Here is a 16,173-nt window from a genome sequence, read left to right on the forward strand (position 1 = left end):
AGTTATGAATATGTCTGACTATATTTGCGCATATGGCAGGAAATACATTTGGTACTTTATTTAAACTTACTACTTATGGTGAGTCACACGGTATCGCAATAGGAGGAATTATAGATGGCTGTCCAGCTGGTTTAACACTAGATATGGAAGCTATTCAACGAGATTTGGATAGACGTAAACCAGGTCAAAGCAAAATTGTAACTCAGCGCAAAGAATCTGATACCGTACAGTTTATGTCTGGTATCTTTGAAGGTGTAACCACAGGTACACCTATAGGTTTTCAAATAGTTAATGAGAATCAAAAATCTAAAGATTACTCACATATTAAGGATACGTATAGACCTAGTCATGCAGATAAAGTGTATGATGATAAATACGGTGTGCGCGATTATCGTGGAGGTGGACGCAGTAGTGCTCGAGAAACTGCTAGTAGAGTAGTGGCTGGTGCTATAGCAAAACAGTTATTGAACTCTTTTAAAATTAATGCTTTTACCAGTAGCGTTGGTGATTTATTTATTGATAAACCATACCAAGACCTTGATTTTAATGAGATTGAAAATAATGCAGTGAGATGTCCTGATTCCGCTTTCGCGAAAGCGTTTGAAGAAAAAATAATGCAAGTAAGAAAGGCAGGAGATACCATAGGAGGAACCATTACTTGTGTGATTCAAAACGTTCCCAGTGGTCTAGGAGAACCTGTGTTTGACAAACTCCATGCAGATCTCGCTAAAGCGATGTTATCTATCAATGCGGTAAAAGGATTTGAATACGGCAGTGGATTTTGTGGTGCTAAAATGAAAGGAAGTGATCATAATGATTTATATAACGAAGATGGTACGACTAAGACTAATTTAAGTGGTGGAATACAAGGTGGTATTTCTAATGGTATGGATATCTATTTTAGGGTAGCTTTTAAACCAGTAGCCACTTTAATTCAAAATCAAGAAACAATAAATAGTGCTGGCGAGAAAGTGATAATGCAAGGTAAAGGTAGACACGATCCTTGTGTGGTGCCACGAGCTGTACCTATCGTTGAAGCGATGGCCGCACTGGTTATGGCAGACCATTTTTTAAGAGCAAGAACTACAAGATTATAAAATATTATATTCGAACAGAATAAAACAATACATGAAAAAACTAGCACTACACTGGCAAATCTTAATAGGAATGATTCTGGGAATCGGTTTTGGGGTTTTAATGACTCAAATGGATTGGGGACAAGAAGAAGTTCTAGTTAAGACCATAAAGGAAACCACTACTATAGTTCATAAAGAAATTAATGGACAGTTAGTAGCTGTAAATCAGGTCACTCCAGAGAAGAAGGTGTTTATTACTCAAGCGAGACATTTCATAGGTCGCTGGATTGAGCCTTTTGGAACCATATTTGTCAATTTGTTGAAACTGATTGCGGTACCATTAATTCTTGCTTCTTTAATAAAAGGAATCTCTGATTTAAAGGATATTGCCAAGTTCCGTAATATGGGATTGCGTACGATAGTAATATATATATGTACAACCGTTATCGCAATTTCAGTAGGCCTAGGATTAGTCAATCTATTTGCACCTGGTGATGGTATCTCTAAAGAAACCATAACAAAACTAAGCTCTACCTATGAAGGTAATTCTAATATAGCAGGTAAACTAGCAACTGCTGCTCAGACTAAAGACTCTGGTCCTTTACAAGCGCTAGTAGATATGGTGCCTAGTAATGCAGTCGCAGCAATGTCTAATAATAGTTTAATGTTACAAGTCATTTTCTTTGCGATATTCTTAGGGATATCAATGCTGTTAATAGGAGAGAAGAAGGCAGAGCCTCTAAAAAACTTTTTTGATAGTTTAAATGATGTTGTCTTAAAAATGGTTGATTTGATCATGCTTTTTGCTCCATTTGCAGTATTTGCATTACTAGCAAATGTAGTTGTTAGTGCAGATGATCCAGAGGTCTTGCTAGCACTTTTATTTTATGCACTTACTGTAGTAGCTGGGTTGCTTATTATGATTGTAATTTACTGTTTGATATTTGCTCTATATGTAAAAAAATCACCTTTTTGGTTTCTACAAAAAATTGCTCCAGCTCAATTACTAGCTTTTTCAACTAGTTCTAGTGCTGCAACGTTACCAGTTACCATGGAACGTGTAGAAGAACATATGGGTGTAGAGAAAGAAGTATCCAGTTTTGTATTACCAGTTGGTGCTACTATCAACATGGATGGTACCAGTTTATACCAAGCTGTAGCAGCTGTTTTCGTTTGTCAGGCTTTAGATATAGATTTAAGCTTCAGTGCTCAATTGACTATTATTTTAACAGCGTTATTAGCTTCAATAGGTAGTGCAGCAGTTCCTGGTGCAGGAATGGTGATGCTTGTAATTGTACTGGAGTCTATTGATTTTCCTAGTGAATTATTACCAGTTGCTCTTGCCTTAATATTTGCGGTAGATAGACCTTTAGATATGTTGCGAACTACAGTTAATGTGACTGGAGATGCGACTGTAGCCTCTATTGTTGCAAAATCTCTTGGGAAATTCGGTAAACCACATGTAGAGAATTGGGATGATAACCTAGACGATGTGACTTCTTAACGTTATGTTAATAAAAATTTAGGTATTTCACCGATTTGTTAAAGCCTAAATAACACTGAAGTGAAACTAAATAGGTACTTTTAAAATACTAAAGCACCTATTTATGAAAGTTTTACGTATATTCCTATTGTGCTTATTTGCATTTAATTACGCCTATTCGCAGATAGGTATAGGTACGGAAACACCTGATCCTGCAGCAATATTAGATGTGCGTTCTGAAATCAGCCCAGGAGTTTACGGTGGATTAAAATTACCTACACTTACATTAGCACAAAGAGCAACTATTACAGCACCAATACCAGATGGTTTAATGATTTACCTGAGCGATGGGAACAATCGTTGTTTGCAGGTTTATGATGGCACACGTAGTCAATGGATGGATTGGTATTGTATGAATGAATTGCCAGAGGCATCACTTGTAGATTTTACGGGTACTTTAGAAGTAGATGAAACCTTAACCAGTAGCTATACATACACCGATGGTGAGAATGATACAGAATCTGGAACTTCTTATCAATGGTATCGTGCAGACGATGCAACTGGAACTAATGTTATGGCTATTTCAGGAGCAACCGCAGCTACTTATTTAACCACTACCGCAGATGGTAATTTTTATGTTGCAGTAGGAGTAACTCCTAGAGCAAGTAGTGGAGCTAGTCCAGGTATTGAAGTTTTAAGTCCTTATAGAGAAATAGAATTCAAACAGACAGAAATAGAGTTTGCTATAGCTTCTAGTACTATTCCAGAAGATGATGTGAGGACAATCAATATAAATGTTCTCAATCCTAGTCCGACGGTTGCCACAACTGTTGAAGTGAATATAAATGCTGCAAGTACCGTCGGTGTCTTAGGTACAGATTATGACATCGATAATAACAGTGTAGCGGTCACTGCTTTTCCTTTCACCATAACCATTCCTGCAGGAGCAACAACTGCTAGTTTTGATGTATACGCTTATGCAGATGATAATAATGCTGTAGATGAAATATTGCAATTAGATTTACAAAGCCCTAGTGGTGGAATTAACCCAATTATAGGTACGGTAGGTTCGCATTCAGTAACTTTTATAGATGATGATAGCGCTACTGAAATTGCCTTTGATTCTATAACCTATTCAGAAGTTGAAAACGGATTAGTAGGTTCTATCGATATCAATATCATTAATCCTTCTACTTTAACAGCCACCACGGTTGAGGTAGCTCTTAATGCATCATCTACAGCAACTAATGGAGTTGATTATGACACGGATGCCATAGGAACAGCACTAACTTTTCCTATCACGGTAACATTTCCTGCTAATACCAGTGCTTCACAACAAATAGATTTCTTTATTACAAATGATCTCATTTCTGAAGGTAACGAAACAATCATACTTGATTTACAAAATATTTCTGGTGGAATAAGTGCCGTTATAGGCACAAACGCATCTACTACATTTACTATAGTGGATGACGAGGTACCATTGAGTCCTGTATTGTTAGGTATTCAAGATTTTGAAATAACAGCAGCGTCACCTACATTGAATTATACGGTTAATACACCTGGTACATTCAGAACTACCAATGGGACTAGTCCTAATACTCCTACATATATTGATGCTAGAAGTTATGGTGTTATTAATGGAGATACAGACTTAGATTTTGGTCCTGTTGATAGTTCGGGATATACAGATGCAACGTTAACTTTTAGGTTAGCAGCATTTTCACTCAATTCTACTGGTAATGGATTAGATGCAGGCGATTATGTCGATATATATATTAGTGACGATAATGGGGCAACTTATTCTTATGAATTAGAAATAACGGGTAGTGGAAATAGACGTTACGATTTCTCTGCAACAGGTTCTTACAGTCTTGTATATGATGGTAATAATGCAGCAACAAGTGTGACAACACCAAATGGTTCAATGGGTTATTCTACCATTGAAATAACAGGACTGCCATCTACAGCAAATTTAGTTGTAGGCATAGTTTTATTCAATGATAATGCTAACGAGTTATGGGTAATCGATAATGTAGAAATCTATGGAAATCCATAATATCATGAAATATTTAATTCTACTCTTTCTTATACTACCTATGATGTCCGCTGCACAAGTTGGTATTAATACTGATTTACCTAATGCAGCATCTGCTCTAGATATTTATGGTCAAAATACAGTAGGATATGGTGGACTGTCGATACCTCTTGTGACAGAATCTCAGAGAGGTCTAATTACAACTACACCTCAATCTGAAGGAACCATCGTTTTTGTGTCTTATACCAGCGGCGTTAGATGTCTTGAGGTTTATGATGGTTTACAAGACGTCTGGCAAAAAATAAACTGTCTTAACTTAGATCCTATTATATTATACTCAGAGGATTTTGAAAGTTATTCTTCTGGTACTGGAATAAATGGTTCTGGAGATTCAGGAGATTATCCTGCGTCAGTTTCTAAATGGACTTTAAATGATATATACGGCTCACTAGCATCGTCAGATTATGTAGAGACACAATCAGGTGTATTAGAAATTAACGATACCAATGGTCCAATAGAATTAGATACGCAGTCTATTGATATAAGTGGTTATAGTAATATATCGTTTAGTATAGATTTAAGCGGTACAGGGCCGCTAGAATATAATCCATCACTACACACTACAGATGATACCAATACGTTAAATGACTACATGGATGTATCATATTCTATAGATGGTGGTGCATTTGTAACCATTACAGATTTCAATGGTAACGGAACAACAGATCATACATTAATTCCATATTACGTTAGTGGTGGCGCAGGAAGTGCTCCTTATTTCCCAGATGATACCATAACTCAAACAGGATTAAGTGGTTCCACTTTAGTGATTAGAGTTAAATTTCAAAACTGGTCTGGAGATGAATTTTTCTATGTTGACAATATTATCGTTACCGGTAATTAAGCTCTAGGTTTTTTTAAGCTTAGATACTGCTGTTAAAAAAGCCTTATTATTCTATTGCTACTCTGGTTACTATCAGATTTTCTTCTTAGTTTTAAACACTACCAACTAAAAATTAAAACATGAATATTTGTTTCATTATGTATCCGTGGGACGAGATACAACCAGAACACGATTCTACACTAGCAATAATTCATGAATGTGTAAAGCGTGGCCATAAAGTAGCCGTTGCCACACCTGCTAATCTTACCATTAGAGACAGTATTGCATATGCTTTTTCTAGTGTTATTAAGAAGATGGATAAGGTGCCTGCACAATTTAAGTCTTTTTATAAGCAAGTAGAGCTTAAAGAAAAGATGTTACCTCTCGCAGGCTTTGATATTATAATGATGAGAGCAAATCCACCGTTAGATCCGATAGCCTTAAACTTTTTAGACTCTGTTAAGGATGACGTGTTTATTGTTAACGATATAGAAGGACTACGAGAAGCAAATAACAAATTATATACTGCTTGCTTTGAAGATCCTAATAATGAGATTATTCCAGCAACACATGTTTCAAAAAACAAAGAGTACCTAAAAAGTGTTATAAAAGACAATCCTAAAGAACGTATGATCATGAAACCACTAAATGGTTTCGGTGGTAGTGGCGTTATTATGATTGAGAAAAATGCAATGCATAATGTGAACTCTTTGCTAGATTTTTATATAGATAATAAAGATGGCACCACTAATTATGTCATTCTTCAAGATTATATAGAAGGAGCAGATCAAGGAGATACACGTATTTTATTACTTAATGGAAAGCCTATAGGAGCTGTTAAGCGTGTGCCTGGAGATGAAGATCATCGCTCAAACATTAGCGCTGGTGGTACTTTTCAACGACATCAATTGACTAAAGCAGAAAAGAATCTATGTAATAAAATAGGCCGTAAACTTGTAAAGGATGGACTTTATTTTGTTGGTATAGATGTTATTAACGGTATGTTAGTAGAGGTAAATGTAATGTCACCAGGTGGTATTACCTATATTAATAAAGTTTCTAAAGTAAAACTTCAATGTAAAGTTGTAGACTTTTTTGAAGAAGTAGTTGGAGAAAAAATACTTGCTTCAGAGAGAAGAGATAAATTAAAAAGCTCTATACGCAATGCTTAAATTAAGTATCACTGAAATGCTCATGAAAATCGAGCGCGAAGAACGATTTCATGCTGTTGCTAGTGATTATTCTTTTTCTATCAAAATAGATAAGTATGTGCCTTTTGTATGTGCTGCAGTACATGATGGACATCACTTTCAAAAACAGTTGTGGGACGATTGTTTACATACAGAGCATGACCGATGGTATGAGGAAGATCCTTGCACTGGCGAGATGATTTCTGGGTTGCCTATTACGCTTATTGCTCATGATTCTAGGTTTGAATATGATTTAAATAGAGATCCATTAGAAGCCATTTATGAGACAGCTTGGGGCAAAGAGTTATGGAGAAAACCGCTTTCGCGAAAGCATAAAGATCAAGCTATATTAAGGCATAATAATTTTTATAGAGTGGTACTGTCTTTGATAATAAAACTAGAAGAAATGTTTGGGTCTACCGTATTTTATGATGTACACTCCTATAACTGGAAAAGATGGGATCGTAAAGTGCCTGTGTTCAACATAGGAACTAAAAATATAGATCAAGACCGGTTTGTACATGATATACAGCAGTGGAAGGAAATATTAGATAAAATAGAATTACCCATTGAGCAAGAGGTTAGTTGTGGTATCAATGATGTTTTTCAAGGCAATGGATATTTTTTAAAATACGTTACGTCTAACTCATTGAATACTTTGGTCCTAGCTACAGAGATATCTAAAGTATATTGTGATGAAGAAACAGGAGTGATATATCCAGATGTGGTTCACGCCGTAAAAGATCAATTTAAGTATTATATACAAGCGCACGCGCATAGATTTTATGAAAGACATGAACGTATCGTTTAAGGAAGAAAAGCTTAATCAAGCTGCCATCTATGATATAGATGCTAACGTTCATAGATTAGTACGTAATATAGAGCTGCTGGCCTATATTAATCCCTTAAATATCGCTCAAGAGCGTAAGAACTTCTTTAAAGAAAAATTCAATTACCAACCTGATTTTAAGTATCGTAAGGTAAAATTTAAACCTTATAAACTTCATAGACTATTCTTCTCTCAACGATTAGAACGTATTGAAAATGATCAAATTCAAAGTTTGTATAAAGATATTATATACACATATAGTGGTCTTGTACAATGTATTGAGACGATTAAAGAGCCTGGAAACAAATTTTATTTTAATAGTCTAAGATTCTTTGGAACGCCTACAGAAAAGATGGTAGATAATGCAAAGTTTATCTTGCATCATCAGGTGCCTGTTTCTGAAAAGGCCTTATTTGAAAAAACGTTATCTACTGAGGATGCGATTGAATATTTTAAGAACTTCCGAGACCAATACGGATTTGATTTTTCCATAAAAACTAGTACAGCGATGAGCGCTGCTGCTATGGTTTCTAACAACGAGCAAAGCTTATATCTCAAGAAAAATCAAAAATTTTCGCATCACGATCTTGAATTATTAGGTCATCATGAAATAGGAGTACACCTTGTCACAACATTTAATGCACTGGAACAACCACTGAAAGTGTTTAGTAACGGTTTTCCTAATAATGTAGAGACTCAAGAAGGGCTTGCGGTCATGTCAGAATATTTAAGTGGTAATCTTACCATGACTCGATTACATGAACTAGCATATCGAGTGATTGCAGTAGATTCTCTTACCAAAGGTTACTCTTTTGCAGATACTTTTGACCTTATACATAATCAATATAAGTTACATAAAGAAAAAGCTTTTAATATCACCTTACGCGTGCATCGTGGTGGTGGTTTTACTAAAGATGCCTTATACTTATCGGGTCTTAAGAAAATATATGATCTGTACAAAGATGGAAACTCACTAGATCATTTGATGATGGGAAAATGCTCACTAGAGTATGCTCCAGTAGTTAATGAGTTGTTGAATCAAGGACTAGCCATACCATCAAAATATAAGTCCCTTTCCCTGCAATTAGAGTCTGTCATTGATCCAACCATTGATTTTATTTTAAAAAATCTTAAATAATGAGATATCTCATACTGCTTTTTACATGTTTTTTCTTTTTAATAGCTCAATCTCAAAAGAAAGTTCCTGTAAACTTAACCTTTGAGTATACAGATACACTTACTGTTAACGAATTTGTCTGGGTAGGGCAACCAGGATTAGATTATGGTATCTCTCTAGAAGCTATGGAAAATGGCTATTTACCCTATGAAGGTTTTCAATATTTAAACTGGCTGAATCATAAAGTCCAGTTACATCTAGAAGAGGAAGATACTTTTACTATTGTATTAGGTCAGGATTTTGATGAGTATAGTTTCTATTATGCTGGTGAGGTAGGAGCTATTAAAAACAATTATATTTTAGATAGAGTTCGATTATTACAAGAATTAGAAACAGATGCTTCTTTTCAAAAGTCAGATAGAATACAGGCAAAGTTGTTATTAGAACAGAAGAAGGACAGTATGCTATCCATAGCAGGATCCTTAGGGCTTACAGATTCTTTTATAAAGGATGAAAAGAAATATTGGAAGTATTATATCAATTACCACTACGTTTTTCATGATGTACTACGTAATGAAGACTTAGATTTTACTTCACTAGACATATCTGATTTTCCTGAAATGGATTATGACAATCAAGAAGATCATTTTAATTATAGAGATTATTTAAAATTAAGCCTCGCTTACCATTTTCTAAAAATTAATTCGCTGCAGGATTATGATAGTATGAAAGATGCAGTAAAAGATATTGATTCACGGGTTCTTAAATTTAGTTTAATACCTATTTGGGCTGATCAGATTTATAAAAGAAATTCTCTTAGCGAGAATTACATGCGGTTAGTTAACAGGTTTTCTAATTCACCTTCTCATTACCGATCTGTAAAAGATATCTATAATAAAAGAAATAGGTTAACGCTGGGAGATCCCTTTCCTTTTCCTGAAACGACTGATTTTTATGATAAACCCATTGAGCTAGAGAAGGCTAAAGGTAAGCCAGCTTATATACTAATATATGCGCCAGAAGATGAGTATATTGATAACAACTTCCTAAAGTGGAATCAATTTTATTTACAACATCGAAATGAAGATGCCCGTTTTATTACTATCGGTCTAGGTACTGATCGAGTTAAGGCAGTTTTTAAAGATGTTTTTTTAAATTCTCAAATTGCAGGATCTCATTTAAGCACCAGTCCCAGAGAAGCTAGAAATATTTTAGAAAATCTAAGTATAGGTTATGTGCCTACCGTTATAAAGATAGATGAAAGCGGTAATATTATAGATTTTAATGTAAATGCTAACTTAAAAAAACTAAACCCTTTTCAAAGTCGTCCCATTATTTTAAGATGGCGATCTGAACTAGGAAAAAGCTTTTAGTGACTAAATGCTACTTGTGTTTTATTTAGTTTTATCTGATCGTTAATCGCATCCCATAACAGTATTCTTTTTTCTAATGCGAGCTTTGCCACAGTTAAGGTTTCTTCCCATTTAGACTTATCTGTACCGCATAATTCCTTTATCATTAATAATGATAAAGGGCCATGTTCATCACCATCTAATTCGATATGTCTTTCTAGGTAATAGCGTAGTTTATTAAATTTATTATTATTTGCATCGGCACTTTTAAGGATTTCAATAAACATATCAGGTATAACATCTTCTCTTCCAAAAGTGAAAGCAGATGCAATTAAGTGCACTTTACCAGTGTTAATAATGTCAAACGTAAATTTTACAAATTCAAATACTTTATCATCGATTTTAGCCATTTTTAAGGATGATTCTATAGATGTACCAGATTGAATAGAATCTATAAACTCTTTAATCGCGGTAGTATCTGCACCAACCTGTTTCATCGCATCTAGATACATCTCAAAATGACTTTTAGCCTCACCTAGTTCATTAATATCACTTTCTTCACCATGTACTATCTCATTAATAAATCGTGCTAGAGTAGGGTTGTGAGTAGGTGTCCAAGGCGTAGAAACATTGGTAAGTTGAACCTGTAATGATTTCAATAATGACATAAAATCCCAAACAGCAAATACATGATTCTCCATAAAAGCTCTAACATCATCCATATCAGACAGATGGTTATAGAGTTGATGTTGTTGCAGTTGATTTCTCAACTCAGAAATTTCGTTTTCGATATGTTGTATATAGTTCATTTGATCACATTGAATAATTACAAGAAAGTAGTTGTAAAAGGTGGTAGCAACTTACGTCTCGAATTATTGAAAAGTTTTAAACTTTCCTTAAAAGTGATTTAGAAATAACTCAACATTTTCATGATAAGAACTATGGGCGCTATAATGACACCTATATAGAAGATTCTCTTACCGTGTTTTTTATCTTTTAAAGAGTAGGAATCAACTTTTTGACCATTGGGCAAAGTCTTCTTTGATGTCCATAAAAAATAACCGATGATTAGACCTAAAAAGCCACCTAGAATAGAAAAAATATAACCGGCAATAATCCATGCCTGTTGATTATCGTCAGGTTTTGCTAGTTCTTCTAATCGTTGTTTTTTTAAAGAAATGAGTAACTCTTTGTCTATAGATTTCCCACGTTCTTTCAATAACTTTTGAGCTAGTGTGTAATCTAGACTGCTCCATTCGTCAGATTTTAAGAGAACGTCATATAATTCTTCATCTGTGAAACTAAATAAATAATAATCTTTATCTATTTCATCGAGCACAGCGTTTGAATGTTGTTCTAGAATATCTTCAGCCTTTTCAAAATCGGCCTCATTGATACGCAATTCTATTTTATGTTGTAGGGTACTGCCTGAAAATGTGACATCAACAGGTGGTACATTGTCATCGATTACGACGTCTATATCGTTGTTTTCTAATAATTCCTTTATTTCTAGTGCTAGTTCTAAAGTTGGAAATCTTCTAAATATGGAGTATTCTTCTTGCATTGGTTAGGTTGTTTTTAAGATACGCTTTCGCGAAAACGTAATTCTAAAAATAAAAAAAGAGGTTATGAATTCATAACCTCTTTTGTAATTAATAATTTATTGGACTATTACTTATAAGCGAGATATTGCTCTCTAGTTTCAATTACAGATTTTACAAAGTTTTTAAAGTCTGCATATTCAGAAGCTTTAATTACCTCTAAACTAGGTTTAGAAACAATTTTTACTTCTATTTTATTAGGTGCTAGTTCTTTATAAGTTATCGTATAGCTATGTTGCTTATAGCTCAATGATTTATTCTCTGGTACTTCAATAAACTTTTTACCTTCTTCTAATTCTATGGTAATAGACTCTGTATATGATGATGTGTCTTCATAATCACGATATAAAATGTCATGTTTACGTTCATCCTCAGCAATAATACTTTGTGTGTATGGAACAGAGAATAGTGGTAGTTGGAAAGTCTTCATCTGTCCTATAGATCCAGGCTTAGAGAGTAGATTGAGTTCTGTCTCTACTTCAATACCATCTGATTCGTGATCATATGTTGCACTAACGATCTTTTCTACATCAAATGTTGCTGTAGAGCGATTTTCTAAGAAAGACTTTAGATTATCTTTTTTCAACTCTTCGTTTTCCTCGTCTGCTAGACTACGTAAGTATGATGAAGTACTTGCTTTAAGGTTAGTCGTTAATTTTGCTTTAAAAGCATCTTCTTTAACGGTTATATAAGCCGTAGTGTTGTATTGACTAGGTGCTGTCGCAGCATCTTGAAGAATGAATAAATCATTAGTCATTTTGTCATTTTTATCATATGGTATTTCAAGTCCAATAGCATGATTTAATGATCCAGGAACAGATTTATACGGTAGGTACTTATCTGTAAGTTCTAAAAATTGTTCTTTTCCATCAATTTTAGTTTTAACGATACAGTGGTTAAAATCTCTAGATGGTAATTTTAAAGCGTTTTCTCCATAATCTGAAGTAAGTATTAAAACAAGGTTAGCGTCTAGATCACTCATAGATGCTAACGTTACGAATAGAGTAGAGAAGTCTTTACAATCACCTAGTTTAGACTTGATTGTTTTAGACGGTTTTTGAGGTACATAGCCACTTTGCTTAAAGCTTACATAACTATATGTGAACTCATCTGTAATGTAATCATAAATAGCTTTTGCTTTTTCGTCATCTGATTTACCATCATGTCCATTAGGGAAAATGGTGTTATATGCGGCTGTAACTTCATCTTCAATTTCTATCTGACTGCGTACTAGATCTGAATACCATTCTGAAATATCTTTCCAGTCTTTTAAAGTACTGATGTGGATGTGCTCTGTCTGGTCTACTAGGTTTTTCATATAGTCCTCTGCTAGAGTAATAGCTGCTACATCTTTAACGCTCCACTCATAAGTTTGCATTCCATCAGTCTTATATTTTTTAACTGGTATTTCACCATTAACAACTTCGTGATATAAAGGTCTATCACTTTCAGTAATAACTCTTAGGTGATACTGCTTTATAGGATGATAGCCTTTCACATTATACACGTTATCATAATCTTTATAGAATCTACCGTAAGTGTAATATTCTGTTTCATAGTCTAAGTAAACAACATCGCCTATTTCTAGGTTGTTAAAGACCATACTAGATCCACTACGTTCTGCTGGTTCTATGCTTTTATCTTTCTTTACAATTTCTGACTTTGTGATCATATAATTACCACCTAGACCAAGATTGTATTCTTTAATAGACTCAATTCCATTAAGTGTTGTTACCTCATAGATCATGGTACCATGATAACGTACACCACCACGACTATATAGCATCAGGTTGTTTTCTTCAAGTATGATGTTAAGACCATAATTGTTCTCCATACCACTATCACGGTTCTTTTCAATGTACTTGTAATGATCTTTTGTTTTAATCTTTTCCATAGGATCTGTAATTCCTTTCAGATCATAAACTTTGCGTCGTAAGGATAAATCAGATAAACTGCGGTCTAATTTTTCTTCGTACCACTTAATAGCTTCTTTTTTATTTTCTAGCTTTAAGTAGGTATCACCCATTAATGAGCGTAGTCTTAAGGCATCTGGATAGTTTTTCAATCCTTTATTGATCAACTTTAAAGACTCATCATATTTCTTATTTTCATTATACACATAAACCATTCTTTGTAAATAGTTATTGTAGAAATCATATCTCAATAGGTTGGTTTTCATGATATCTTCCCATTCTTGCTTACGATTCTCTCTACTATAAATCCCAGCAAGATTGTTTATGATATACCAAGAGTGATATTTTTTGTGAGCGTCAGTTAAGATTTGTTCATATCTCTTTTCATCATTAAGAATCGAGTTATAAAAACCAGCATAAGTGGCAAGGCCTTTAATCGTGGTTCTTTCATCTTTAACAAGCCTGTCCAGAATCTTTTCAGCTTCTTTTTCTTCTTCATTACGTAAAGCGATGAATAAATCACACATTTCATCAATGGTATTCAAGTTAGTTGCACCTTGAATAGCACTCATTTTCTTTCTGAATTCTTGTTGATCCAGATTCATCAGTTTATCCGTATCTGAAAATTCTAAAATTAAGGATTGATAATAATCTGGGTCATTCTTCATTAAATTTTCCATTACTTTAAGTGCCTCGTCTCCTTGATCACTTTCAGTATATGCATTCATTAACATGGTATTCAATAAAGAACTCTGTGGATTTTTCTTTAATTGTTCTTTTACTAAATTAATAGTTTCTTTATATCTAGCATTATGCTGTAAACTGTGGTATAAACCATAAAAGCTTAAGAAGTCATTAGGATTACTTTTCAGTTTATTTCTGAAAAAGGCCTCCATAGGATGTTCTAAAGTTTTAGCATTAACGCTTGCTGTAGATCCTTTTTTATAAGATTTATTATTAAGATCATTACCTAATTCAAGTAGGTTTCCATTAATATCCATAAACCTTGCGATGTAATAAGGAGTACCACTAGAAGCAGATTTTATAAGAAGTCTATTTGAACCTGCATTTAAGGTTACCTCAATCTGATGGGCATCGATTTCAGTACGTACATCTTCTTTATCTTCAAGAATCTCAACACCATTTAGAAAAACCTTAATAATACCACCACGTCCTAATTGTAATACAGCTCTTTGCTCTTTATCAGATTGAATAAACGTTTGAGCATAATTAATTTTATTTCCATACTCGTCATGATTGATAAAATCTTTATAAGGACTCAATGGATTGTCTGGTGCAACATACCAATTCACAATTCCGTTACCATTAGTGTCAAAACCATTTGCAGCAGTAGCTTCATTTTCTGGTGCATAAGTAATGTTTAATCCACTATCATTTAAGTTTTCAAAAGGACCTACTAGTTCCCAGTTTTCTATGTTCTTGATAGAAGCAACAAGTTGTTTTTGTTTATCAAAATCTCTTGAGACCTCTGCATGAATGCTTTGCATATATGAATAAGCATCTCTAAGACTAGCATTTTGCAGTTGTGGAGTTTTAATTTCCTGTAATCTTCTTAGTTCTAAAGGAGCAAACCCTTGAGATTCGTAATCTGAGAATAAAAAAGTCTCATGCCACGAGGCAAATAAATAAGGTTCAAAATCTGCTTTACTAAGCAAGCCTTCTAAGTAGTTATAACCATTTGCAATCTCTCCGTTTTCTTTTAGGACAATTTGTTTTAAATAGTAATTCTCTACGTTACTTTGATCTAGTTTTTCAACTAGTTTAAGGGCATCAGCACGCTCGTTGTTGAGCAATAGCTTTATTACCTTTTCTGATTTTTGAGCACTTAATTGAATTGAAAACCCTAATAGAAAGACAATCATTAAGGATTTAAGCACAGTCATGTTCTTTTTCTGCATTTGTTATCGGTTAGTTGTTATTTAAGTCGCCTACAATATAGTTCATATTCTCATTTCTCAAAAGTGGTATGAAAGAAGATTTTTACAAAATGTTATTTAAAGCGTTTAGGTTTTTTACCTTTACCGTTCTTAAAAAATAAACATGTCAGACTTACTGAAACAATTAGAAGATCGATCTGGAAACGCTTGTGAACTTTGCTCGTCAACAGATACCCTAGAACAAAAAGTGGAACTTGCTGTTTATGAGGTGCCTGAGTCGCCTAAGAATGTGAAAGATATTTCGATATTAGCTTGTAAAGTCTGTCGTGAACAATTAGAGGATCACAGTAAGATCGATGTAAATCACTGGCGAGCACTTAATGATTCTATGTGGAGTACAATACCGGCAGTACAAGTGGTTGTTTATAGAATGTTAGATCAATTGAAGGCAGAAGGCTGGCCTCAAGATTTACTAGATATGATGTATTTAGAGGATGATACTAGAAACTGGGCAGAGGAAGGAATACAACGTGGTCCACAGATTATTCATAGAGATGTTAATGGTAATATTTTGAAAAGAGGTGATAGTGTTGTGATTATTAAAGATCTTGATGTAAAGGGATCAAGTCTTATCGCAAAACGTGGCACTGCTGTGCGCAATATCTCTTTAGTTCACGATAATGCAGATCAAATTGAAGGCCGTGTAGGTCCTACACAAGTAGTGCTGTTAACCCAATATGTAAAGAAAACATCTGGAGAATAATTAAGATGTGTTTTATATTAAAATATTCAT

General features: G+C 34.2%; 12 protein-coding genes. 9 read left to right on the forward strand and 3 right to left on the reverse strand.

The window, feature by feature from the left end; genetic code table 11:
* Nucleotides 1-32: 32 nt before the first annotated feature.
* The 8 genes from aroC to R1T42_RS03015 all read left to right on the forward strand — a co-directional run bounded on the left by aroC (nt 33) and on the right by R1T42_RS03015 (nt 9,989).
* On the forward strand, nt 33-1,097 hold the full coding sequence (gene aroC / locus R1T42_RS02980; protein WP_317291243.1) for a chorismate synthase: 1,065 nt from the start codon (nt 33-35) through the stop codon (nt 1,095-1,097).
* A 31-nt stretch (nt 1,098-1,128) separates the two neighbouring features.
* Entirely contained in the window at nt 1,129-2,580 is a 1,452-nt protein-coding gene (locus R1T42_RS02985; protein ID WP_317291244.1) for a dicarboxylate/amino acid:cation symporter, read from the forward strand.
* A 103-nt stretch (nt 2,581-2,683) separates the two neighbouring features.
* Nucleotides 2,684-4,618, forward strand: a complete 1,935-nt coding sequence (locus R1T42_RS02990) for a Calx-beta domain-containing protein (RefSeq protein WP_317291245.1) — start codon at nt 2,684-2,686, stop codon at nt 4,616-4,618.
* 4 nt (nt 4,619-4,622) lie between these two features.
* Complete coding sequence (locus tag R1T42_RS02995) at nt 4,623-5,501, forward strand: hypothetical protein (RefSeq protein ID WP_317291246.1); 879 nt, start codon at nt 4,623-4,625, stop codon at nt 5,499-5,501.
* Between the two features lie 119 nt (nt 5,502-5,620).
* Nucleotides 5,621-6,652: a glutathione synthase gene (gene gshB / locus R1T42_RS03000; RefSeq protein ID WP_317291247.1), complete on the forward strand. Its 1,032-nt coding sequence runs from the start codon at nt 5,621-5,623 to the stop codon at nt 6,650-6,652.
* A gap of 16 nt (nt 6,653-6,668) precedes the next feature.
* Nucleotides 6,669-7,481, forward strand: coding sequence for an N-formylglutamate amidohydrolase (locus R1T42_RS03005; protein ID WP_317291248.1), 813 nt, complete (start codon nt 6,669-6,671; stop codon nt 7,479-7,481).
* A complete protein-coding gene (locus tag R1T42_RS03010) occupies nt 7,456-8,637 on the forward strand; it encodes a flavohemoglobin expression-modulating QEGLA motif protein (RefSeq protein ID WP_317291249.1) in 1,182 nt (393 codons plus the stop codon). The genes R1T42_RS03005 and R1T42_RS03010 overlap by 26 nt, the downstream gene beginning before the upstream one ends.
* Nucleotides 8,637-9,989: a hypothetical protein gene (locus R1T42_RS03015; protein WP_317291250.1), complete on the forward strand. Its 1,353-nt coding sequence runs from the start codon at nt 8,637-8,639 to the stop codon at nt 9,987-9,989. Before R1T42_RS03010 ends, R1T42_RS03015 begins: the two co-directional genes overlap by 1 nt.
* Here R1T42_RS03015 and R1T42_RS03020 read toward each other — a convergent pair.
* The 3 genes from R1T42_RS03020 to R1T42_RS03030 all read right to left on the reverse strand — a co-directional run bounded on the left by R1T42_RS03020 (nt 9,986) and on the right by R1T42_RS03030 (nt 15,401).
* Nucleotides 9,986-10,777 (reverse strand): DUF3050 domain-containing protein, encoded by a 792-nt coding sequence (locus R1T42_RS03020; protein WP_317291251.1) that lies wholly within the window; start codon nt 10,775-10,777, stop codon nt 9,986-9,988. The two genes, R1T42_RS03015 and R1T42_RS03020, sit on opposite strands and share 4 nt — an antisense overlap.
* A gap of 98 nt (nt 10,778-10,875) precedes the next feature.
* Complete coding sequence (locus R1T42_RS03025) at nt 10,876-11,532, reverse strand: putative signal transducing protein (RefSeq protein WP_042248897.1); 657 nt, start codon at nt 11,530-11,532, stop codon at nt 10,876-10,878.
* 107 nt (nt 11,533-11,639) lie between these two features.
* On the reverse strand, nt 11,640-15,401 hold the full coding sequence (locus R1T42_RS03030; protein ID WP_317291252.1) for a tetratricopeptide repeat protein: 3,762 nt from the start codon (nt 15,399-15,401) through the stop codon (nt 11,640-11,642).
* A 142-nt stretch (nt 15,402-15,543) separates the two neighbouring features.
* Between R1T42_RS03030 and R1T42_RS03035 the strand changes: the two genes are divergently transcribed.
* Entirely contained in the window at nt 15,544-16,143 is a 600-nt protein-coding gene (locus tag R1T42_RS03035; RefSeq protein ID WP_036580684.1) for a PhnA domain-containing protein, read from the forward strand.
* Nucleotides 16,144-16,173 lie beyond the last annotated feature (30 nt).

Source organism: Nonlabens ulvanivorans (genome assembly GCF_032922765.1).
Classification (GTDB): domain Bacteria; phylum Bacteroidota; class Bacteroidia; order Flavobacteriales; family Flavobacteriaceae; genus Nonlabens; species Nonlabens ulvanivorans.

Bases quoted from the DNA above. Each gene is read 5' to 3' on its own strand.
- aroC (WP_317291243.1), top strand. From the start codon at position 33: ATGGCAGGAAATACATTTGGTACTTTATTTAAACTTACTACTTATGGT.
- R1T42_RS02985 (WP_317291244.1), top strand. From the start codon at position 1,129: ATGAAAAAACTAGCACTACACTGGCAAATCTTAATAGGAATGATTCTG.
- R1T42_RS02990 (WP_317291245.1), top strand. From the start codon at position 2,684: ATGAAAGTTTTACGTATATTCCTATTGTGCTTATTTGCATTTAATTAC.
- R1T42_RS02995 (WP_317291246.1), top strand. From the start codon at position 4,623: ATGAAATATTTAATTCTACTCTTTCTTATACTACCTATGATGTCCGCT.
- gshB (WP_317291247.1), top strand. From the start codon at position 5,621: ATGAATATTTGTTTCATTATGTATCCGTGGGACGAGATACAACCAGAA.
- R1T42_RS03005 (WP_317291248.1), top strand. From the start codon at position 6,669: ATGCTCATGAAAATCGAGCGCGAAGAACGATTTCATGCTGTTGCTAGT.
- R1T42_RS03010 (WP_317291249.1), top strand. From the start codon at position 7,456: ATGAAAGACATGAACGTATCGTTTAAGGAAGAAAAGCTTAATCAAGCT.
- R1T42_RS03015 (WP_317291250.1), top strand. From the start codon at position 8,637: ATGAGATATCTCATACTGCTTTTTACATGTTTTTTCTTTTTAATAGCT.
- R1T42_RS03020 (WP_317291251.1), bottom strand. From the start codon at position 10,777: ATGAACTATATACAACATATCGAAAACGAAATTTCTGAGTTGAGAAAT.
- R1T42_RS03025 (WP_042248897.1), bottom strand. From the start codon at position 11,532: ATGCAAGAAGAATACTCCATATTTAGAAGATTTCCAACTTTAGAACTA.
- R1T42_RS03030 (WP_317291252.1), bottom strand. From the start codon at position 15,401: ATGCAGAAAAAGAACATGACTGTGCTTAAATCCTTAATGATTGTCTTT.
- R1T42_RS03035 (WP_036580684.1), top strand. From the start codon at position 15,544: ATGTCAGACTTACTGAAACAATTAGAAGATCGATCTGGAAACGCTTGT.